Origin of the sequence: Flagellimonas marina (assembly GCF_042651185.1) — a bacterium.
In the GTDB taxonomy this organism is placed as follows: domain Bacteria; phylum Bacteroidota; class Bacteroidia; order Flavobacteriales; family Flavobacteriaceae; genus Flagellimonas; species Flagellimonas marina.
On sequence record NZ_JBHSCL010000007.1, the window covers coordinates 377682 to 398231 of the forward strand.

The window sequence follows — 20550 nt, forward strand, 5'->3', positions numbered from 1 at the left end:
CAAAACTACACTATTCCATTTGTTTTTTGAGGTCTATCTTTTAGTTCGATTGTTTCTGGTTCACCAACGCCAATAAGTCTACATCGTTGCCCAACAAAACTTGGTTGCTGTCAATTCTTCCTTCCAGCGGGCCATTTTCCAGTTTCAACACCCCTCTTGGGCATACTGCGGAGCAGATACCACATCCCACGCAGCTGGAACGCACAATATTTTCACCTTTTTGAGCATAGGCCCGTACATCGATACCCATCTCACAGTACACGGAACAGTTTCCGCAGGAAATACATTGCCCGCCGTTGGTGGTAATTCTGAATCTGGAGAACAATCGCTGCTGAAAACCGAGGATAGCCGCCATGGGACATCCAAACCGGCACCAAACCCTATTTCCAAAAATGGGATAAAACCCTGTTCCGATGACACCAGAGAATATGCTTCCAATCAAAAAGGAATAGGATTTACGCAGGGTTTCGGATTTAAAAAGGAATATATTTCCATCACCACTAAAAAAGTGCATGCCAATGAGCGCCATGATAATCACAAAATAACCGATAGCTCCGTATTGCGCATCTTTTTGAAGTTGGTCTCGTTTAAAAAGCATCACCCACCCAAAAACCAAAGTCAATAAAACAGCCACGCCAATTAAAAAAGAGCTTTTGGTGAGCCAGTATTTGCTGGTATCGGTTCCTAAATAAGAATATACCACCGCGGTGGTCATTAGAACGACAAAAACCACTACACTGTGCACCACCCAGCGCTCCACTTTCCATGCAAAAGTGGATTTATCACTCAGTTGCCGAAACGAGTCCCCGGCGGTTTCCGCCAGTCCACCACAACCGCAGACCCAAGAACAATACCAGCGCTTTCCATATTTGTAGGTGAGGATGGGGGTAATCACAAAAATGGAGAGAATGCCAAAAATCAAAAGGGCCAGTCCAATATCTCCAGCACTCAGGAATCCCTTAATACGGTAGCTTTCAAAATTGTAGTAATTGAGCGGCCAAATATTCTTCAAATCGTAATAGGGCAAACTGCCTCCGTTTAAAATTTTGTCTCCGTTCAAACGAGCCATCAACTCAGGAATGATGAACGCAAAAGCAGTTTGAAAAAACATAACGCTAAAGGTGCGCAATCGTTCATACCGATTATGGCGATATTTCCATAGAAACTTAATCCCGAAGGCTAAAATTGCCACAGTATACAATGTACCATACACAAACCACTGACTGGCGGGATTGCCGCTCAACGCCTTGCTCAATGGGTCAAAAAGGGCGATTACCCCTTTATTGTCGCCATCGCTCACCAATCCCAAGTATTCGGGATAAAAATAAAGGACGATATAGAATCCGGTCAAAGCAATCCCTGCTATCCATGCCCAGAAACCACGACTGGACACGGATTTGAACCAAACCCCGTCATTTTTGATGCCCGGAATCTTCTGGGAATAAGCATCCCATGAGAACCAAATGGTGCCCAAGAAAATGGCTGAAAGCGATAGTGTCAACCACAATGTTTTGTTTGGAAAGCTGGTATTAAAAATTGCCAACACTAAAATCCCGAGCCCCAAAAACCCCAATAAAGTGGCAACTTTTTGATGGGTACTCAAGCTTTTTGGCGGCTCCCCGGTAATGGCCATGCTTCGGCTGTGCGTTTGATAGTTCATTGTTCTATTTTGATTTTTAAGGCGTATTGTATTTATTTTATTGATTCCATGAGTCAGTCCTCTAGAGCTACTTTAAGAAACCCAGAAACCCTAAACCATTCAACTCATTTGAAATATGCGTTTTAAACTTTTCTTTTTCAGGATTATGGATTTTCCAAAATTGGTATTGAATTGGTTCACGATGTCCTTTTCATACGTCCGGTAGAATTCTGGGTCGAAGTTGGCATCAACCAGATGTTCCACAACATATTCGATACTTCTTTTTTCGGTAAGCCAGCGGTCAAAAACTTCATGGCGTAATCGAATCCCGAAGGTATTGATGCCCAAAAATTCTTCTGAATCTCTGTGAAAGGCGATAGTGATACAGAGTTTCTCCTTGGGATGTCTCCAGTGAAAATGAACTTCTTCGGCCTTTTTTCTTCGTTCGGAGAATACCCAACCGTATGTTTGGTATTCAATGTCCAAAAACTTAGCGGAATTGAACCAATGTCCGGGATTGTAGGGCATTTTATTCCCACATAGGGTCTGTGCCACGGTCTCACCCATCATTCGACCTGTGTACCAAACCGCTTCAATGGGGCGTCTGTTTCCTATAGCTTCATGCTGCTCGGCGCAATCCCCAATGGCATAGATATCTTTTATGTTGGTCTCCAAAAATCGGTTCACTTTAACTCCACGGCCCAATTCAATTCCCGAATCTTTTAAGAAATCAATATTGGGAGTGACGCCAGCGGTGAGTCCCACTAAATCACAAGGGATTTCTTCACCAGTTTCTTCTACAACCACAGATTTTACCCGCCCATTTTCATCGGAAACGATTTCTTTCAGCGAAGCCCCCAATCTTAGGTCGATATGGTGCTCCAAAATATGCTCATTGATCATTTGTGACTCCCCAGAAGGTAGAACTCCGTTCCAAAAGCTGTCTTCCCGGACCAAAAATGTTACGGGGATATCCCGGGTTTGCAGCATTTCGGCCAATTCAATGCCAATTAATCCACCACCCACAATCACCGCACGTTTGCATACCTGTTTGTTCGGAGCGTTTACCTCCAGTTGATCTAAATCTTGTTTGGAATACAGTCCTTGTACCCCATCCAAATCTTGGCCAGGCCAACCAAATTTGTTGGGTTTGGATCCCGTGGCAATAACCAATTTGTCATAGGAAATAGTCTCTCCATCCCTCAACAACAGCTTTTTTTCTTTGGGAAGTACTTGCGAGACGTATCCTTTGACCAGATCAATGCTATTTTTCTTCCAAAATCCTTTTTCGTAGGGTTGGGTATGTTCAAACTTCATATGACCCATGTACACATACATCAATGCGGTACGGGAAAAAAAATAATCGGTTTCTGTGGATATTATGGTAATCCGTTTGTGCGAAAGTTTTCGGATATGTCTTGCTGCAGTGACTCCGGCAATACCATTTCCAATGATGACAATGTGCTCCATTTGGTCAGATTGATTGTTGCTAATGTGTCGAACAAAATTCAATGAACTTAACCCAATAGGTTAATTTAGAAAGAATATAATTTAATAACGGTTTCATTTTTCAGAATTCCTTAACCTTTAAAGGGTTATTTTTAGGGTAAATGAGTTTCGTTATGAAATTAGTAAGTTTTGTTTGGTGTTTGATTTTAATTTCATGCAGTGGTCAATCTTTTGAGAAAATCAACGGAGTTAGTTTTGTGGGGTCACGTGAAGAGGTGACCCAAGCACATGTGGATCCTTTGTTAAAAATCCACGCCAATTATGCCGCAGTGATGCCGTTTGGTTTTATGCCTGACCCAAACTCCCCAGAGCTTACTTTTAATACGGACCGTCAGTGGTATGGAGAGACCAGACGTGGTGCCAAACAGTACATTGATTTGTTGCACAAAAATGGGGTACAAGTGATGTTAAAACCCCAAATATGGATTTGGCAAGGGGCATTTACCGGGGATATGATCATGCCATCGAATGAAGATTGGAGCACTCTTGAAAAATCGTATGAAGATTTCATTTTGATGTATGCCAAGTTGGCCGAAGAGACCAAATGTAGTGTGTATTGTATTGGTACGGAGTTGGATGAATTTGTAAAACACCGCCCTGAGTTTTGGAACAACCTTATTGAAAAAGTACGGCAAGTCTACCATGGAAAGCTCACCTACGCTGCCAATTGGGATGAATATGGCCGAACACCTTTTTGGGACCAGTTGGATTTTGTGGGCGTGAACGCCTATTTTCCGTTGTGCGAGAAGCAAAATCCTACAGTTGAAACCTTAACGGCCGGATGGCAACCTTGGAAGGTTAAGTTGAAACAATTTTCTAAGGATATGTCCAAGCCCATTTTGTTCACCGAGTTTGGTTATCGAAGCATGGATTATACTGGAAAGAAGCCTTGGCTGGTGGACAGAAACAAAGAAAATGTGAATCTTAAAGCACAAGCAGATGCAACCCAAGTAATTTTTGATGAGTTTTGGAGCGAAGATTGGTTTGCAGGGGGCTTTGTTTGGAAGTGGTTTATACATCATGATAGGGCCGGTGGATATGCCGACAATAGATTTACACCCCAAAACAAACCGGCTGAATCTGTAATTCGCGAGCACTACGCCCAGGTTAAGAAATCAAAACTTTAAGGTTATCAATACGAATTGTTCAAAGTTTTAAGGCCTCCAAGTGTTGCCCGAAGGTATTTTTTACCATATTTGTAGTACACCCCTCTTTGCTAAAATAGAATTATGAAAATCTTGTCATCCCTGTTATTTTGGGTATGTACTTGCTCACTTGTATTGGCCCAAAATAACCCAAATATTGTTGTTGCAAAGCAGGGGGACGGTATCTTTTCCTTGCTCCGAAAGCAAGGATTGGACCCTGTGAAACATTATGAGGAATTTCTACTTCTCAATGAAGGAAAAATAAAGAACGGAAGTTTTTTACAGGTCGGGGTGGAGTACCAAATCCCTGAAGCAACAGACTCATTCAAGAAAACCGGCGTACACATATTGGCCCAAAATGGAATCGAGGAACCAATTTTTGACAAAGAGTTGGGCAGCATGTCCTTGAAAAGTGAAAAATTAAAGGACGCTGTGTATTATTTGGTTGTGGACAGCGAAATACAACAGGATAATGATTTTCTGCCCGAAATCACTCAAAATCTGGCCGCGGAATTAATGGTTCATGGTGCAAAGGTCTACATTCTAGACAATAAAAATCCAGAATTTTCGACTGCCAATGATGATTCCGTTTTGACGCAGACGAAGAAAATGGGCAATTATGTTGAAGCTATCAACAAGCGTTACATTCAAAATTCTGGCAAGTATCAAAGGGTATTGGTCATAAGGGCCAACGAGCTCACTGGAAAAGGAAATATGAATGTGGCGGTATATCATTACAATAAGAGTGAAGAAGGCCAGAGATTGGCGGCAAACATTCAGAATGTGTTTAAAAAGAACAGTGTTTCAAACCATTCTTACCAAGACATCAATATGATTTTTGAAGACAAAGCCAGCCTATATTTGGCACGGAATGTTCTTCCTGCAATCAGTTTGCTCACCATGGAAAATGCATCCCCAAAATCTGTTGGAGATAAAATTGCGGTGCGGCCTGACAAAAAATTGCTGGCCAACATGCTTACCAATGGCATCATGAACGATTTTGCTGATTTGGAGATTGAAGAATAAACTTTACTTACGAAATATTTTTCTTGTAGTAGCGATACAGTTCCTCGGCATCAGCGCCCAAATACTTTTTTACATGGATTACGGCGAAATGGAACTGAAGCTTCAGGACCCCCACTTCCCGATATTTTCTTGCTGAGGTGATGACAAAGTCTGGCACCACTTTGAACTTGGTATTCTTGTACAATCGTGCAATAAATTCAGTATCCTCATATATGTGATAGCTCTCATTGAATCCCGTGGTTTTTTCAAACAGCTGTTTGTGAACAAATAGGGATTGGTCCCCACCTCGACAAAGAAGAAGGTTTATTCCGGAAAACCAAGCAAAAAACCGCAAGAATACGTTTTTGGTGTCAAATTTCATTCGGAAACAGCCTGCCATAAAACCGTTTTCCACTGCTTTCAAAATAGATTGATCAAAGTTTTTGGGCGGAAACGTATCGGCATGTAAAAAATAGAGAATATCGCCATTCGAAAGTTTGGCACCCAAGTTCATTTGTTTGGCCCTTCCTCTTTCTGAGTGAATCACTTTGGCACCGTTTTGCTCTGCAATTTCAACAGTTCTATCTACACTGCCACCATCAACGCAAATAATCTCTTTGATATTACTGGATGATGATTTAAGGTGATTAAGCAACTTCCCAAGGTACAATTCTTCATTGAGCACCGGAATAATTACGCTAATGGAAGAATTCTTATTTGGCATCGTTCAAACTCCAATCGTAATCCAAATACTCGATATTGGCATCTTTGCTAATGGGGTTGTTCAAAAATTGATTGATGTATTCCAAAAGGGAGGTTTCCTTTGTAAAATCTTTCTTGTACCATTTAAATATCTCGGAGAGTTGCGCCTTACCGTTTTCAAATCTATTTTTTGAAGGGTCGTTCACGAAGTCGAGGGCCACTTGGTTGAGCTGTTGTTCTATTTTTTCTGCAACAAAAGCCTTGTTCCATAAATTGGGACAGGAATAGGAGGCACAATTGATGGCAAAATGGATTCTTGGCTCGTCCATATTCCGTAATATTTTGTGTTCTATATCATTTAAAGAAAGCTTTGTGCCGCCCACTGATATCCATTTTTTACCCCATCGATTGGGGATATCTTTTATGCTGGCCAAGGGATAATTATCCACAATCAATTTAACTGTGGTGGCATTGTAAAGGTTGATGTAATATGCCAAGGAATCTCCCTTCGACCACATTTGGGAGGGTGGATGTTCGGCCAGGTAATCCAAATATCCACTCAATTGAGCACTCTCTTTCTTAAAGCCTGCGTAATTTACCAGCCCCGTTTCATCTACGTGTCGTTGTACAAGAACATTCCATACCGCATGGGAAGGTTTGGAAATTGTGGACGTATGCTGAACCCCTGTCTTTTCCTTTTTTCCACCACAGGAAAGTAAGAACAAACCAAGAAACAGATGTAGCACTATGTTCATGTGTCTATTTTTAAACGCGAGTTGACTTAGCAGCAGCCACCGCCGTTGTAATGCCAAGTGCTTTCACTTACATGAATTTGGTCTGAGGCTTTAGCTAAGGCCGCTGCGGTTTTGTCACATACCGCCAAGGGTTGGTTCTGGTACATTACATGCCCCTTTCCATCATCAAAATATTCCTCATCACCATAATAAATAGCTGTTTTTCCTGTGAACATACACGGACCGTCCTCTGGCATAGGGTCTTTTATGGCCGCAATTTCAATAGATTCAATATAAATGAGTTCGTCGGTGGGATAGTGGTTTGGGGATAGCACGCGATACGATCTTCTGCCCCGTATTTCAATGGTGCCAAAACCGGCGTCGGTCAGGACTTTTACGTAGTCTTTCAATGGAATACTCCCACTTAGGCATTGCGCCCTGAGTCGGTCATCATTGCGAAGCGCATCATTCATAGGCTGCTCGCAAATGGGGTCACTCATGACTAAGCGTCCATGAGGTTTTAGCACACGGTACATTTCAGCGACGGCTTTCTTCAAATCTTCAATTTTAAAGATATTGAAAAGGCAGTTTTGTGCGGCTACATCAATGGACTCATCGGCAACGGGGAGATTGAGCGCGTCACCTTTCACCAAATTGACATACTCACTTTTGAACCAATCATTTTCTTCTTCGGCCACTTTAAAGTTTTTTTGAGAGGCCTCCAACATTTCATCTACGGAATCCACTCCGGTGACGCCGCCTTTTTGTCTGGAGAAATAAGAAAATTGCAATAACTCCATTCCACCCCCAACACCTACGTAAAGAATCTTGGGGTTGTTCACCAAATCTTGGGCGGAGACAGTACTTCCACATCCGTAGTTCATTTCTTGCATGATTTTTGGAATGGAAAGTCCCGGAAACTGCCAAATGGGGGTAGTGGTGCAGCACAGGCCAATATCTGGGGTCAGGGCCGCTTCTTTGTAAAGATCTTGGGTGGCGTCTAAATAGCTCATAATTGTTTGATTAATTCTTTGAACAACTGTATCATTTTGGGCTCGGTCCTGTTGGCAATGGCCAATATTTCTTCAATATTCACCGGCTCCAAGTTATCTGGGTCGCATTCATCGGTTAAAACGGACACGGCCACAATGGGTAGTCGTAAATGATTGGCAACAATTACTTCGGGCACCGTACTCATTCCAACGGCATCAGCACCAAGGGTTTTCAGCATGCGATATTCCGCTTTGGTCTCCAATTGTGGACCAACCACCGAAGCGTACACGCCTTTTTGAAGCGAGATTCCCTCCTTTTGGGCAATGGCTTCAATTTTTTTCCGCATATCAACGTCATAGGGCTCACTCATATCCACAAACCGATCTCCAAATTCGGATACGCCCTTAAACGCCAATGGAGAACCTCCTTGCAGATTAATGTGGTCTTCAATGAGCATAATATCTCCCTTTTTAAAATTTAGATTGATGGCACCGGCAGCGTTGGATACGAACAGTTTTTGAATGCCCATTTGGTGCATTACACGAATAGGATAGGTGATATCCAAGAAATCGTATCCTTCATATAGGTGGAATCGTCCTTGCATGACCACGGCTTTTTTTCCAGCAATGGTGCCATAAATGAGTTTTCCCGAATGGAACTCCACTGTTGCCAGCGGAAAATAAGGGATGTGGTTGTAATGTGCTTCGATGGGGGTTTCTATGTCATCCACCAATTTACCGAGACCGGAGCCAAGAACAATACCAATTTCAGGGGTATCAAACCCTCTCTTTTTTAAGTAATCAACAGATTCATCAAGTTGTGTTTGCGTCATTCTTTTATATGTTTTAGAAAAGGCTGAAACGCCTCAATATCTTTTATGTCTTCGTAGTAATCCACGTCATTTTTAACCGGGAGCATGAAAACTTTACTGGTTTTTAAATCCTTTAATGTGTTTGATAGAACTGTGTCAGTACCCCAATTTTTGTTACGGAACAGTTCTTTTTTAAGGGACTTCATGCCCAAAAGGTAATATCCACCATCTTCGGCCGGGCCAACCACAAAATCATGATGGTTCAGTCGAAAAAAAGCCTCTTCCAGATCAGCTTGGGAGAGGTGGTACATATCACTGCCAATTATAATGATTTTTTCAAAACCGGAGTGAAACCCTTCTTTGAAGGCATTCAACATGCGTTCGCCTAAATCAGTCCCCACCTGAAGTTTTTTTTGATAGGTATTCTGGTCCCAAATATCATTTTCCCATATGGATTCTGAATAAAAAACCCATTTTTCCACATTTAGGTTTTTAGTGAAGGTAACGGTGTGGTCCAGCAGGAATTGATAGATTTCCAAGGCGGTTTGATCACCTACTTTTGCCGCCAATCGTGTCTTGCATTTGCCCAGTTCTGGGTTTCGGGTAAGGATTAGAAGTAGGTTTTTGTCCATACATCCAAAGATACCATAAAGCACCTAGGAGCTGACAAAACCATTTTTTATTTTTTTGAATTAATTTGGATTCAAGATACAGCGGCAAGATAGACCGGCAGAATATTTCGGAGTTTATCGAACGAGATGGGTTTGGTGAGGTAGTCGTTCATCCCTACGCCTTTGGCTTCATCAATGGCTTCTTTGGTTACATCAGCGGAAAGACCAATTATGGCGATGTCTTTATTGATTTTTCGGATTTCCTTGGTAGCTTCAAAACCATCCATATTGGGCATGTGCACATCCATAAAGACCAGGTCATAGTCGTTTTTGGTTACAGCTGAAACAGCTTGGAGTCCATTACATACCGAATCGGATTGGATGCCTAATTTTTCGAGGCTCATTTTAAGAACAATGACATTTACCCGATTGTCATCCACTATAAGAACTTTGCATCCACTAAGGTCTAACTGCTCGGCACTTGGCAGGCTCGCATCTTGTTTTGCTTCAGAAATGGGCAGCTTCAGCGATAAGCAAAATTCCGTGCCTACGTTGACTTCACTTTCAACTGTTATGGTTCCCCCAAACAATTCCACCAATCTGTGGGTAATGTACAGCCCAAGTCCGCTACCTTCATGCCTTTTGGCCTTTCCCGCATCAATTTGGGTAAAACGGTCAAAAATGGTTTTCAACTTGTTTTTTGGAATCCCGATACCGGAATCCTTAAAATTTATGTGAATGGCTAACCTATCTTTTATTTGTTCTTCGCGATAGAAAACCTGAATCCCACCATTTTCTGTGAACTTAAGTGAATTCCTGAGGATATTGGTAATGATTTGGCCATATTTACCCACATCTGCTTTAACATATTGGTCGTTGCCAACCGACGATTCCAGTGTAATCTGCAAGCCTTTTTCCTCAGCATAGGGTCTGTTAATGCTGATGATGTTTTCCAGTTCTTCAATGGGTGAAAAAGTTTCGTCCCTAAAGCTGATTTTTCCTGATTCAATTTTATCGATTTCAAGAATATCATTTACTAACAAGAGGAGTTTTTTGGAGGAAATGTCCATTAATGAAAGGTATTCCTGCAAGGAACTGTGTATTTTGGAAAGCTTCAAAACCTCAATAAAACCTATAATGGCGTTCAAAGGGGTCCGTATTTCGTGACTCATGTTGGAGATAAACTCAGTTTTGGCCAAGGAAGATTTTTCAGCCTTCAACCTTTCTGTTTTCAAAGATTTGTTGAGTTCTTTGAGCTTGTCATTGGCATAACTGAGGCGTATGTTCTTTTTTCGGGAGGACTGATAAAAATAAATGAGCGAGCTGGTAAGCAGAGCCACCAAGGTGCCAAAAATCAATAAGAGATAAGTGTTTTTTTGCCTTCCCAACATAAAATCCGCATCTACCGGCATAAGCGTAAAGGTCCATTTCCGTTTATCCAATGAATCTATCTGCAAAGTGGTGGAAAAGACATATTCGTCTGCTATGGCTTCAGATGAGGGACTGTTCTTTGCATAAAAGATGGTGCCGTTTTCGTCTTTTATCTGAATGGCATACATATCCAAGCTAGAGGTCATTTCATTGAAAGGATTGGTAAAATCCATCCCAGCGGTTATGGACCCTTGAAATTTTTCCTTAAAGAAGACGGGTACATCTACCAAAAAGGCATTTCCACCTTGATGAAGCTTGGTCCATGACGAAATATTGGTTGAACCGTTCGTCATGTGTCTTTGCCATTCTGTATTCCTTGGATGTGCAGAAATATTGAAACCAATGGCGGCCTCATTACCCTTCAATGGTGTTACCATTTTTATGGTCATTAAGCTATCTACCCATTCCACAAACTTAAAAGATGGATTTTGATCTAGAATAAGACGGGCGTCTCTCTCCCAGTATTGAAAATAAGACCCATCCGTCATTTCAATACGCTGCTTTAAGTTTTCGAGCGACTTAATGTTGTACTTAACAGACGAGAAGAATTCTTGGGCCCGAAGATTACCCGTGTTGTGAATTTCCTGAACGAACGAGGACTTTTGCGTTTTTAGCGAATTGTTCCATAGAATAGAAACTGTGGTCATAAAAACAACAAAGACCACAACGGGAAGTATCAACTCTCTTTTTAATGATATCAACGACATACGCATTCTCTGGCTAGAGATCAATTATTCACCTGCAATTCGCCCAAAATTAAAACTTGTAAGAAGTATTGTAGGAAAAAACCACAACATTGTAAACACTTAACACCTATTTTGTGAAAAAATTGTACGGGGATGCCAATAATCGATGATCTTCCTAAGGGTTTTGGAACCTAGGATTAAAATACCTTTTCCCCATTGGTCAAAAAGCGGCTCCAATACTGGTTGAAGGCATGTACTTTTTCGGTTTCATGTTGATTTTCATCATATACGGGAAACCCTTTGTTTTTCCATTCAAAGATACCCCCATATAGGTTTTTGATATTGGTGTACCCCTTGCTTTTTAATTGCTCACCAATATCCTCGGAACGCACCCCAATGGCACAGTAAACCACAATGGGTTTTTCTTTACTGGGTAGTTGTTGAATTACTTTGTCCAAGTCAAAATCCTCATACCCTACCCAAACGGCATTTTTTAAGTGGCTCACTTCAAACTCATCTTTTTCACGGGCATCCAAAACAATCGGTGCCTTCATTTGGTATAGATCTTCTGCAAAAATATAGTCAACTGTTCCGTCATTGAGTTGCTGTAACACCTTTGGAATGGACTGTTGGGCGCATGAAGTCATGCCCAATGTTAAAAAGAGGAATAGAAGCAGAGAAATTCGCATTTGCTAGGAATCTAATCCAAAGATAATTCAATAAATTGTGATGGAAAACATTGAAAAACATGAAAATAGGAGTCGTTTTTTTAAGTGTGGCAGCGATGCTGATGGGCTGTAAGGAAAAGCAAAAAGAAAAACCAAAGGAATCAGCAATTGAAAAGGTGTATGCCGAGCCATACCGGCTCCAGTTTCATTTTTCACCTCCCGAAAAATGGATGAACGACCCCAATGGATTGGTCTATAATCAAGGAATCTACCATCTCTTTTACCAATATTATCCGGATGATATCGTCTGGGGCCCCATGCATTGGGGGCATGCCACGAGTAAGGACTTGGTACATTGGCAGCACCAACCTATTGCACTATACCCAGATGAACATGGACTTATTTTTTCAGGAAGTGCGGTGGTGGACAAGAAAAACACTTCCGGTTTTGGTACAAATGGCGAAGCACCTCTGGTGGCCATTTTCACCTATCATTCCATGGAAGGAGAAAAAGAGGGCAGAGATGATTTTCAAACCCAGGGTATTGCTTATAGTTTGGATAATGGGGCAACTTGGACCAAATATGAGGGGAACCCGGTAATAGGAAATAATGGCATAAGGGATTTTAGGGACCCGAAGGTGTTTTGGCATGAAGCTTCCCAACAATGGATATTGACCCTTGTGGCCGGAGACCATGCCAAATTTTATGCCTCCAATAACCTAAGGGAATGGGAACATTTGAGTGATTTTGGGAAAACCCAAGGCGCACACGGAGGGGTTTGGGAATGTCCAGACCTTTTTCCATTACCTGTTGAAGGTACAGAGGAGCAAAAATGGGTGTTGATTATCAGTATAAATCCTGGGGCTCCCAATGGAGGAAGTGGTACCCAGTATTTCATTGGTGATTTTGATGGGGAGAAATTCACATCGAACCAGCAAGAACCAAAATGGTTGGATTATGGCACGGATAATTATGCTGGGGTCACCTACAACAACACTCCCGATGGCAAACGTATTTTCATCGGTTGGATGAGCAATTGGTTTTACGCCCGAAACACCCCGACCGAAAAGTGGCGCAGTGCCATGACCGTTCCTCGCGAACTTTCCCTGGAAAAGATTGGGGATGATTATTTTTTGAAGAATTATCCAGTGGAACAGGTGGACGGACTCGCCACAGAAATCTTGGCTGAAGATCTTCAGGTTGCACCAAGTACTTCGGAAACCTTGAAAGTCGATGGGTTGAATCAATCACAGATTCAATTGAAGACTTCTTCAAGGGATTATACCGTAATTTTCAAAAATGATTTGGATGAAACTTTGGAGCTGACCATGGATTCCACAAACAGCGCATTCATAGTCAACCGGATGAAATCAGGCAAGGTTGACTTTCACTCTGAATTTGGAAACAAAAAACATGTTATGCCCATTTCATTGTTGGATAAAGAATCTCATGAATTAAAAATCCTATTGGATTGGTCCTCCATTGAAATTTTCATTGATGGCGGTATATATGTGATGACGGAACAACTCTTTCCTACAAAACCGTATACCACTTTGGTTATCAAAAATGGAAGCGCCGATTCAGAAATTCATCTTGAATCCATTAAACAGATGGAATCTGTTTGGTGAAAAAGACTTCAAGCTACGGGAAGATTTATTAAACAAGATTCAAAAAGATGGAGCCTATCTGTCTGGTCAATGACCAGAGTATTGATCTTGGGAATTCGTACCAACCCAAAAAGAGGGTAAGCTCAGAAAGGAAAAGGCATAAAAAGGGGGCATCCGGGTTACAGATGCCCCTTAAAAAGAGACTGGTTTACTACTAATGGGTTAAAATAATGGGTAGTGTTAGTGTAATTTTAATTTATGTAAAGGTATAGACTGTTAATGAGGGAGTAAACAGAGATAGCAATTACAAAATACCAGAACAGGTAACCTAATTTTGCTTCTACAGTGTTCATTTTACTTGAGTGTTTCTTTTGAGTTGAAATAAATTCTACCCTCCGAAATTACACATAATACTGGGGCAACAATTTACAATTATATCCATGGCAAGAAATAGGACATAAATGGTAGAAATTGTTTTGTAAATGGAAAAGTGAAATGCTAAAACGAACCATTTCTAGCATACTACGACTTTCAGAGCCATAGGATTACGGTCCTTTTCTATTGTTAATCAAGCCTTTATTCATGATAAAAGAATCCTGTAGAAAATAGAATAGAGCTTTGATAATTCTCTTTCCTTAAGGAAACAACCTTATACCAAGGGCTTCCCTTTGAGACGCTTTTCAATTTTTCGTTTCTTCTCGGTAAGTTTCTTCATAGTATCCATCAATTTCGAATCCTTGGTCTTTTTATAGATCTCATTGATGGAAAGTATGAGCTTTTTGGCCTCCCTAGATGCCTCTACCCTGTCACTGGTGGACATATGGCTTAATGACCTATTCTCGAATTCTTCTGCTTGGGCAAGTAAGTTTTGAGTCATTTTTGTTTAAAATTAATCTAGATTGGCTAAATATAAGAGTTAGCTCCATACTTTCTGCCTATAGGACGATTCGATTTTCATATTTATGAAAACATTAAGAGAGTACCCATTTTTGAGCTGTATTTCAGTGTGTTTTTGGCACTTATTTGAAATTGGAAATCTTGTCCGATGTCAATTTTAAGAACTGAAAGTTCACATTTTTCTGCTGTAACCGGAGCACTTTAATAGTTTCAGTGCCATTTAGGTTATTCTTGATGGTCGTTTTTAGAAAGGATGGTGTGTTGGATTGGTTTCCCATGTATTTCACGTTCAACAACCATTCGCCTTGGTCAAGGTTGTTAATTTGAAAACTATTTGAGGAATACCCTTTGAAAATTTCGTCTGAAAGTAAGCTAGGATTGTCCGCTTTGGTATGTTTCCAAGTGAAATAGTGACCAGTGGGTCCCACAAATTGCAATTCAAATTCGGTGTTGGGGTTGTTCCATTCAACCAAAATATCCATATCGTTCATTTCATCTTGGATTGAATCAAAGGGAAGATCCAGTGCAATCTCTGAACTATGGTGGTTGGCCAGGGCAAGGGCCTCATTCCGAATAGTTTTATCAATGCCGTCCTCATCAAGTTCGCCACTTGTGCTCAGAAGGTATTTTCTATAAAGTGACCACCCTTCCTTAATTTTTCCCAAGGTAACAAAGCTGTGGGCCAAATCTCGCTGACTTTGGGCCTGCGTGGGTTCCAAATTGTGAATTTTGGCATAAATGGAATGGGCTTCCTCAAATGCCCCATTTTCCTCAAGTTGGAAGGCCAATAACCGTAACGTACTGATATCTTCGGGAAAAACTTCTTCCAAGTTGGAAAGAATCTTGGTGGCAAGTTCAAGGCTGCCCCATTCTTCAAGAATGAAGGTGTGAACATCAGCATAAAAATGAGGAAGATGCCCATATAGTTTTCGTTGTTCCAAGTAAAGTTCGTAGGCCTCGCTCAGCGTAGCTGCGCCAGATATCCATTGGATATATTTGGGCTGATTGCCTTGGGTTTTGACCAAAAGTACGGCATCATTCCCATACATATCCTGCGAGCGCATGGCGTCCCATTTGGAAACTTTCCCAGAAGATTCGGTTGCAAAAGATTGACTTATTGTTCGGATCATGATAATACCACCACGGGCTATCAAACCATATCTTGCAGCGGCCCAACTCCCCGGCATTACCGTAATACTCTTTATATTTTGGAGGCTTATGTGCACCGGAGGGTTTTCTGATTTGTAGAGTATTCCATCTACCTCCCAAGCTGCAGGAAATCGCGAGCCTACCCTAAGCATTACAACGGCATTGGTACCACTTCCATAGACTTGTACCCCGGGAAATTTACCCTTAATGGCTTCTGTTATATCCAACGCCCCATATCCAATTTGGTCTTGTTGAATCTGTCTTACGGCAAATCCTGTTCGTTCCAAATCAATGGCACCAAAATTTGTGGATATATCTGTTTTTGACGGGTCGGCACCTTTAATGGATTTGGTGTTTCGGTATTCTTCCAAAACCACTTCATCCAAAACCTTCACACCAATGGGCATGGTGATGTTGAGTCTGCTGGTATTGGCATTGACCACGGACTCCGCACTTTCTCGTCCAGGTGAAGTAAATTCCAAGATATCGCCATCCTTGGCAAAAATGATAAAGTTTCCGTCAATATCGGTGTTCGTGCTTCGCCCGGTTTCTCTTACTTTAACGTTGACATAAGGAATGGGGTCATCAAAATCCGTGACTTTCCCCTTGATTTCCCGAAGTGGATTGACATTGGATCGGGGAGAGGCATATTCCAGATTGTCCACAATATGCTTTTGGGTATATTCAACGGCCAAGTGGGTATCACTGATTTTATCCAGATTGATGTAGTTTGCCTCTGAGCCTTCGGCAATGGATTTCAACAAAGAATGATGGGCATCTGGCTGGCTGTTGACAGTAAAAATCGTTGATGCCCAAGTTTCATCAATGCTATCTGGAAAACCTATGCCGTCCGTGAACAGTAAGGCGTGTTTACCGGGATTCAATGCATGGAGTGTTTTACCTTGATTTGCACCATCATATTGGATTTCCTGAAGACGCTTTTTAAGCGACTCCCAATTCCCATTTTCAATCGTAAATTGTTCTTGGGTCAGTGTATATCCGAATAGCTGTAATTCAATCTCCATAGTATTGAGGTATTCCAAATAATGGTCCAGAAAGGCCAGTTCCTTTTCCAGATTTTTATCCTTCATGGAATACGAAGTGTCCCATAACAGGGTAATCCGTTCCGGTTTTTCCCGCAGTTTATTTTGGGAAGCAACAACAGCATTGAACTGGTCACCTTCCAACTGGGAAGTATTTAAGCTGAATGCAATGGTGGTACCTTTTCGGATTCTTTTCCAGCGATCTTGGCTTATCAAACGGCTGTATGACCTATAACCATCATTAAAGGATGAAATAAGAATGCCCACCTTTCCGCCATAGATTTTAAGAAGCTCCAAGCTGGCAATAAAATGGTCGTTTACCACAATATTGTACGGCGAAAGGTCTATGGTTACCCTACCTCGTCTTGTTGTAACGGTATGTAAAATGTTATGGTTGGAAATGTTCTTGCCGGGCAAGCCGCCCTGGCCAATTTCATAGATATTCACCCGTACCAAAATGCTGTCGGAAATGCTTGCAATAACATTAAAAGACATGTCCTCCAGTTTTAAGGGAGCATCCTTTATCCTAATTTTTGATGCGTGCTCACCGCCCAAAGCCAGACTATCGTTCCAAAAGGCAAAATTGTCCTTATCATTGCTGATATAGCCCACCCTATTTTTTTCAGCATTTTTTACGTTGAGGGTGACCCCTTCCAATTCAAAAAGAGCTTCCTTTAGGTTGATGTTGGGGTTTTCTTGAAGCCGATCGTAAAGAACTTTGGTGGTAAAGCGAAGCGTTTCATACCCTATTCTGGAAAATTGTATGATATTGCTTTCATTGATGGCGCTATCCTCCAATTGCAGGTCAAAGGTGCCATCTTCTGCTGATACAGTGCCCTTTGCTTGATCCACAATACCAATGTTCGCATAGTCCACGGGTTGTCCTGTATCCACATCCAACAGCTTTCCCGTGAGAACTTTTTGGGCATGCAAGCATTGGAGGGATATAAAAAAGAAAATGAAAGGAACACCATATTTCTTCATGTACAATGAGTTTGTATATGGCGGAAGATTGTTTGCTGCTGATTTTAAATGTAGGAAAAATTATTGATGAAGGTGTAGTTTTTGATGTAAGATGCATGATTGTTGAATCAAGTCAATCAAAAAACGAATTGAGTAAAATACTGCAGATCAATGGACGTAATTTTAAGGCATAATCAGAAACGTTCAAGTACATGGCAATCATAGGAAATATCATTAAAGGGTTTATAGAGGCACGGGACTCGTTGAGTTTGGAAAAAAATCCTGTTGAAGAACAGAAAAAGGTACTCGAAAACTTGTTGAACCAAGCGAAAGACACCCTATTTGGAAAGCACTTTGATTTTAAACAGATATTGTCCTCCAAAGACAAGTCCAAGACCTTTGCACAAAATGTTCCCTACTACGATTACAATAAGATTTCCACGGAGTGGTGGAATAAGGTGATTGATGGAAAACCTGATGTTACTTGGCCGGGCAATCCAGACTTTTTTGCCCTCAGTTCTGGAACAACAGGCAAGAAATCCAAGAGGATACCTGTAACCCAAGATATGTTAGCATCCATTAAAAATGCCGGAATCAAGCAGATTTATGCCCTGAGTAACTTTGACTTGCCTGCGGAGTTTTTTGAAAAGGAAATCATGATGTTGGGTAGCTCTACCGATTTGCAGGAACGCAATGGCCGAAAAGAGGGTGAAATCAGTGGGATAAGCGCAAGCAATATTCCATTTTGGTTCAAAAAATATTACAAACCTGGTGATGAGATTGCCCAGATTGATGAATGGGACCACCGTGTCCTTAAAATAGCAAAAGAGGCCAAAAATTGGGATATCGGCGCCTTGAGCGGAATCCCTTCTTGGATGGAACTTATGCTCAAAAAAGTGATTGAATATCATAATTTAGAGCATATCCACGAGATATGGCCCAATCTGCAGGTGTACACTTCAGGTGGTGTGGCATTTGATCCCTACGAGAAAAGTTTCAATGCCCTCTTGGGGAAGCCCATCCAAATTATAGATACGTATCTGGCTTCTGAAGGATTTTTGGCCTTTCAGGATAGACCAGACACGTCTGCCATGAAATTGATAACGGACAATGGAGTCTATTTTGAGTTTGTACCCTTTAATCCGGAATATATCAATCAAGATGGTTCCCTAACCGATGATGCCCCATCCTTGACCTTGGATGAGGTAAAGGAAGAAGAGGATTATGTATTGCTGATTTCCACAGTGTCGGGTGCGTGGCGCTATATCATTGGCGATACCATCAAATTTACGGATGTTAAGCGCGCCGAAATAAAGATTACCGGAAGAACCAAGTTCTTTTTGAACACTGTTGGTTCACAGCTTTCGGTGAATAAATTAAATGATGCCGTGAAGCACTTGGAAGACAAGCTCGATATTAAGATTCCAGAATACACCCTTTGTGCCAAGCGTTATGATGATGGTTTTTATCATACATGGTATTTGGGTTCGGATAGTATGGTGGATTCAGATAAGACGGCCAAAGTCTTGGACGACTACCTTAAAAGCGCCAACAAGAACTACAAAGTGGCCCGAGGTAAAGCGCTGGAAGGTGTGAAAGTGCATTTTGTGCCTCAGCCCATTTTTGCGGAATGGAGCGGTGCCAATAAAAAGAAAGGGGGCCAGGTAAAGATGGAAAGGGTCATGGGAGAGGAGAAATTCGCAGAATGGGAAGATTTTGTAGCCCAACAAACAGCGTAGACAATCAATTAATTTTGTTCAACTTCTTCTATTTCTTTCACCATTTCCATGATTTCGTCCGGGGAGAGGTAATATTCTTTGATTCGTTCTTTGTACAGTGGGTCAATTTTGGCGTTGTCCAGAATAAAACGCTTTGTCTTAATGATGTAATCCGCCATGCCTCGTAAAACGGCAAAAGAATCGGCGGCACGTTCGGCCTTTTTTACATACTCTTTTAGAAAAGCATATCTAAATCCAAAGGCCACCAAATTTAGTCCGCTCCGGTTTTGGTAATCCATCACATGGCCCAACTCGTGGCCAATCCAACCGATAAGGACGTCTTTGGGCACATGGGTGGTCTTGAATTCTTCACCCGTAATTTTGAACTTTTCACTGATGAGTATTTTGTAGCTTCTATTTTCCTTGGAGCCAAAGATTCCTTTTATGGTGGGCTGGGCCTGCATCACGGACTTTTTGATATTCTTTTTGAACTTGAACTCTATGGGAACTTCCTTGAGCTCGGGAAAATGTTCCAGAGCTACTTCTACCTCTAGCTCAATACTTTTTGGAATAACTTTTTTTGGTTTGGACAAAACAATATCAATGATTAATAGGAGCAATAGTAGTATTGCAATTCGCTTGATTATCTTTTTCAAAATGAAAAGGGATAAAAAAAGGGCAAATGTGAATTTGCCCTTTTATGTGGTCAGTGTTTATTAAAATTGATATCTCAGACCCAAGGCAATATCCAGGTCCAGATCATCAGAATAGTTATCATTGAATCCAAGCTCTGGTCGCATATCCAATGAAATGAGCAGTGGTATGTTGAAGTCGTACTCGATACCGATATCTCCTGCAACCAGTGCAAAAGTACCATCGTTATCTCCGGCATCAAAAGAACCAATTCCACCACCGGCACCTACATACCAGTGAAAACCACCATCTATGGGCATAACCCATTGGTAAAGTCCAACCAATTTAAAGGCGTCCACGTCATTTGAGTTTCTCCACCCCAGGTCAAATTCCAATCGGTTGTTCTCATGCAAATATCTTTGATAGGAAATTTCCCCCCCAAAACCGTCATTGTCACCGAGGCGCACACCCAAAGCGTTTTTAGAAATACTTTGTGCGCTAAGGCCTACTGTTGCCAATACAAAAAGAAAAGTTACTATAGTTCTCATAATTAAAATGTTTTGCTGCAAAGTTAGGATGTTCGCTATTTTGGGTTGCCCCAAAAAA

At 41.4% G+C, this 20550-nt stretch carries 18 protein-coding genes; 5 read left to right on the forward strand and 13 right to left on the reverse strand.

Features of this window, described 5'->3' with window-relative positions:
• Positions 1-40 precede the first annotated feature (40 nt).
• A complete protein-coding gene (locus ACFOWS_RS12900; RefSeq protein WP_379765148.1) occupies positions 41-1660 on the reverse strand; it encodes a 4Fe-4S binding protein in 1620 nt (539 codons plus the stop codon).
• A gap of 99 nt (positions 1661-1759) precedes the next feature.
• On the reverse strand, positions 1760-3109 hold the full coding sequence (locus ACFOWS_RS12905; RefSeq protein ID WP_379765149.1) for an NAD(P)/FAD-dependent oxidoreductase: 1350 nt from the start codon (positions 3107-3109) through the stop codon (positions 1760-1762).
• A gap of 152 nt (positions 3110-3261) precedes the next feature.
• Between ACFOWS_RS12905 and ACFOWS_RS12910 the strand changes: the two genes are divergently transcribed.
• Positions 3262-4275 carry a glycoside hydrolase family 113 gene (locus tag ACFOWS_RS12910; RefSeq protein WP_379765150.1) on the forward strand — a complete coding sequence of 338 codons (1014 nt, stop codon included), beginning with the start codon at positions 3262-3264 and terminating at the stop codon, positions 4273-4275.
• Positions 4276-4377: 102 nt separating this feature from the next.
• Entirely contained in the window at positions 4378-5319 is a 942-nt protein-coding gene (locus ACFOWS_RS12915) for a hypothetical protein (protein WP_379765151.1), read from the forward strand.
• A 7-nt stretch (positions 5320-5326) separates the two neighbouring features.
• Here ACFOWS_RS12915 and ACFOWS_RS12920 read toward each other — a convergent pair whose 3' ends face one another.
• From ACFOWS_RS12920 to ACFOWS_RS12950, 7 genes are all read right to left on the reverse strand, one after another.
• Positions 5327-6022: a TIGR04283 family arsenosugar biosynthesis glycosyltransferase gene (locus tag ACFOWS_RS12920; protein ID WP_379765152.1), complete on the reverse strand. Its 696-nt coding sequence runs from the start codon at positions 6020-6022 to the stop codon at positions 5327-5329.
• Positions 6012-6755: a DUF547 domain-containing protein gene (locus ACFOWS_RS12925; RefSeq protein WP_379765154.1), complete on the reverse strand. Its 744-nt coding sequence runs from the start codon at positions 6753-6755 to the stop codon at positions 6012-6014. Before ACFOWS_RS12925 ends, ACFOWS_RS12920 begins: the two co-directional genes overlap by 11 nt.
• A gap of 26 nt (positions 6756-6781) precedes the next feature.
• Entirely contained in the window at positions 6782-7747 is a 966-nt protein-coding gene (arsM, locus tag ACFOWS_RS12930; protein ID WP_379765155.1) for an arsenosugar biosynthesis arsenite methyltransferase ArsM, read from the reverse strand.
• Positions 7744-8559: a purine-nucleoside phosphorylase gene (locus ACFOWS_RS12935; RefSeq protein ID WP_379765156.1), complete on the reverse strand. Its 816-nt coding sequence runs from the start codon at positions 8557-8559 to the stop codon at positions 7744-7746. Before ACFOWS_RS12935 ends, arsM begins: the two co-directional genes overlap by 4 nt.
• Positions 8556-9170, reverse strand: a complete 615-nt coding sequence (locus ACFOWS_RS12940) for a TIGR04282 family arsenosugar biosynthesis glycosyltransferase (protein ID WP_379765158.1) — start codon at positions 9168-9170, stop codon at positions 8556-8558. Before ACFOWS_RS12940 ends, ACFOWS_RS12935 begins: the two co-directional genes overlap by 4 nt.
• A 71-nt stretch (positions 9171-9241) precedes the next feature.
• Entirely contained in the window at positions 9242-11287 is a 2046-nt protein-coding gene (locus ACFOWS_RS12945; RefSeq protein WP_379765160.1) for a response regulator, read from the reverse strand.
• Positions 11288-11463: 176 nt separating this feature from the next.
• The gene (locus ACFOWS_RS12950; RefSeq protein WP_366587291.1) at positions 11464-11955 is read right to left on the reverse strand and encodes a rhodanese-like domain-containing protein; all 492 of its coding nucleotides are present in this window, start codon (positions 11953-11955) and stop codon (positions 11464-11466) included.
• A 59-nt stretch (positions 11956-12014) separates the two neighbouring features.
• Between ACFOWS_RS12950 and ACFOWS_RS12955 the strand changes: the two genes are divergently transcribed.
• A complete protein-coding gene (locus ACFOWS_RS12955) occupies positions 12015-13562 on the forward strand; it encodes a glycoside hydrolase family 32 protein (RefSeq protein WP_379765162.1) in 1548 nt (515 codons plus the stop codon).
• 628 nt (positions 13563-14190) lie between these two features.
• On the opposite strand, the gene ACFOWS_RS12960 is transcribed toward ACFOWS_RS12955, so the two are convergent.
• Together ACFOWS_RS12960 and ACFOWS_RS12965 are read right to left on the reverse strand one after the other, a co-directional pair.
• Positions 14191-14418, reverse strand: coding sequence for a hypothetical protein (locus ACFOWS_RS12960; RefSeq protein WP_366587296.1), 228 nt, complete (start codon positions 14416-14418; stop codon positions 14191-14193).
• A gap of 142 nt (positions 14419-14560) precedes the next feature.
• Positions 14561-17614 (reverse strand): carboxypeptidase-like regulatory domain-containing protein, encoded by a 3054-nt coding sequence (locus ACFOWS_RS12965; protein ID WP_379765164.1) that lies wholly within the window; start codon positions 17612-17614, stop codon positions 14561-14563.
• A gap of 17 nt (positions 17615-17631) precedes the next feature.
• Here ACFOWS_RS12965 and ACFOWS_RS12970 point away from each other — a divergent pair, with 17 nt between their 5' ends.
• Both ACFOWS_RS12970 and ACFOWS_RS12975 read left to right on the forward strand, forming a co-directional pair.
• Positions 17632-17787 (forward strand): hypothetical protein, encoded by a 156-nt coding sequence (locus ACFOWS_RS12970; RefSeq protein WP_379765167.1) that lies wholly within the window; start codon positions 17632-17634, stop codon positions 17785-17787.
• Between the two features lie 18 nt (positions 17788-17805).
• Positions 17806-19332 carry a GH3 family domain-containing protein gene (locus tag ACFOWS_RS12975; protein WP_379765170.1) on the forward strand — a complete coding sequence of 509 codons (1527 nt, stop codon included), beginning with the start codon at positions 17806-17808 and terminating at the stop codon, positions 19330-19332.
• Between the two features lie 8 nt (positions 19333-19340).
• On the opposite strand, the gene ACFOWS_RS12980 is transcribed toward ACFOWS_RS12975, so the two are convergent.
• Both ACFOWS_RS12980 and ACFOWS_RS12985 read right to left on the reverse strand, forming a co-directional pair.
• Positions 19341-19967, reverse strand: coding sequence for a hypothetical protein (locus ACFOWS_RS12980; protein WP_366587304.1), 627 nt, complete (start codon positions 19965-19967; stop codon positions 19341-19343).
• A 60-nt stretch (positions 19968-20027) separates the two neighbouring features.
• Positions 20028-20492 (reverse strand): hypothetical protein, encoded by a 465-nt coding sequence (locus tag ACFOWS_RS12985; protein ID WP_379765173.1) that lies wholly within the window; start codon positions 20490-20492, stop codon positions 20028-20030.
• Positions 20493-20550 lie beyond the last annotated feature (58 nt).

Coding starts and splice junctions, on each gene's coding strand:
- ACFOWS_RS12970 (WP_379765167.1), top strand. CDS start 17,632: ATGGCGGAAGATTGTTTGCTGCTGATTTTAAATGTAGGAAAAATTATT.
- ACFOWS_RS12955 (WP_379765162.1), top strand. CDS start 12,015: ATGAAAATAGGAGTCGTTTTTTTAAGTGTGGCAGCGATGCTGATGGGC.
- ACFOWS_RS12945 (WP_379765160.1), bottom strand. CDS start 11,287: ATGTCGTTGATATCATTAAAAAGAGAGTTGATACTTCCCGTTGTGGTC.
- ACFOWS_RS12940 (WP_379765158.1), bottom strand. CDS start 9,170: ATGGACAAAAACCTACTTCTAATCCTTACCCGAAACCCAGAACTGGGC.
- ACFOWS_RS12985 (WP_379765173.1), bottom strand. CDS start 20,492: ATGAGAACTATAGTAACTTTTCTTTTTGTATTGGCAACAGTAGGCCTT.
- ACFOWS_RS12915 (WP_379765151.1), top strand. CDS start 4,378: ATGAAAATCTTGTCATCCCTGTTATTTTGGGTATGTACTTGCTCACTT.
- ACFOWS_RS12905 (WP_379765149.1), bottom strand. CDS start 3,109: ATGGAGCACATTGTCATCATTGGAAATGGTATTGCCGGAGTCACTGCA.
- ACFOWS_RS12960 (WP_366587296.1), bottom strand. CDS start 14,418: ATGACTCAAAACTTACTTGCCCAAGCAGAAGAATTCGAGAATAGGTCA.
- ACFOWS_RS12925 (WP_379765154.1), bottom strand. CDS start 6,755: ATGAACATAGTGCTACATCTGTTTCTTGGTTTGTTCTTACTTTCCTGT.
- ACFOWS_RS12950 (WP_366587291.1), bottom strand. CDS start 11,955: ATGCGAATTTCTCTGCTTCTATTCCTCTTTTTAACATTGGGCATGACT.
- ACFOWS_RS12965 (WP_379765164.1), bottom strand. CDS start 17,614: ATGAAGAAATATGGTGTTCCTTTCATTTTCTTTTTTATATCCCTCCAA.
- ACFOWS_RS12910 (WP_379765150.1), top strand. CDS start 3,262: ATGAAATTAGTAAGTTTTGTTTGGTGTTTGATTTTAATTTCATGCAGT.
- arsM (WP_379765155.1), bottom strand. CDS start 7,747: ATGAGCTATTTAGACGCCACCCAAGATCTTTACAAAGAAGCGGCCCTG.
- ACFOWS_RS12920 (WP_379765152.1), bottom strand. CDS start 6,022: ATGCCAAATAAGAATTCTTCCATTAGCGTAATTATTCCGGTGCTCAAT.
- ACFOWS_RS12900 (WP_379765148.1), bottom strand. CDS start 1,660: ATGAACTATCAAACGCACAGCCGAAGCATGGCCATTACCGGGGAGCCG.
- ACFOWS_RS12935 (WP_379765156.1), bottom strand. CDS start 8,559: ATGACGCAAACACAACTTGATGAATCTGTTGATTACTTAAAAAAGAGA.
- ACFOWS_RS12975 (WP_379765170.1), top strand. CDS start 17,806: ATGGCAATCATAGGAAATATCATTAAAGGGTTTATAGAGGCACGGGAC.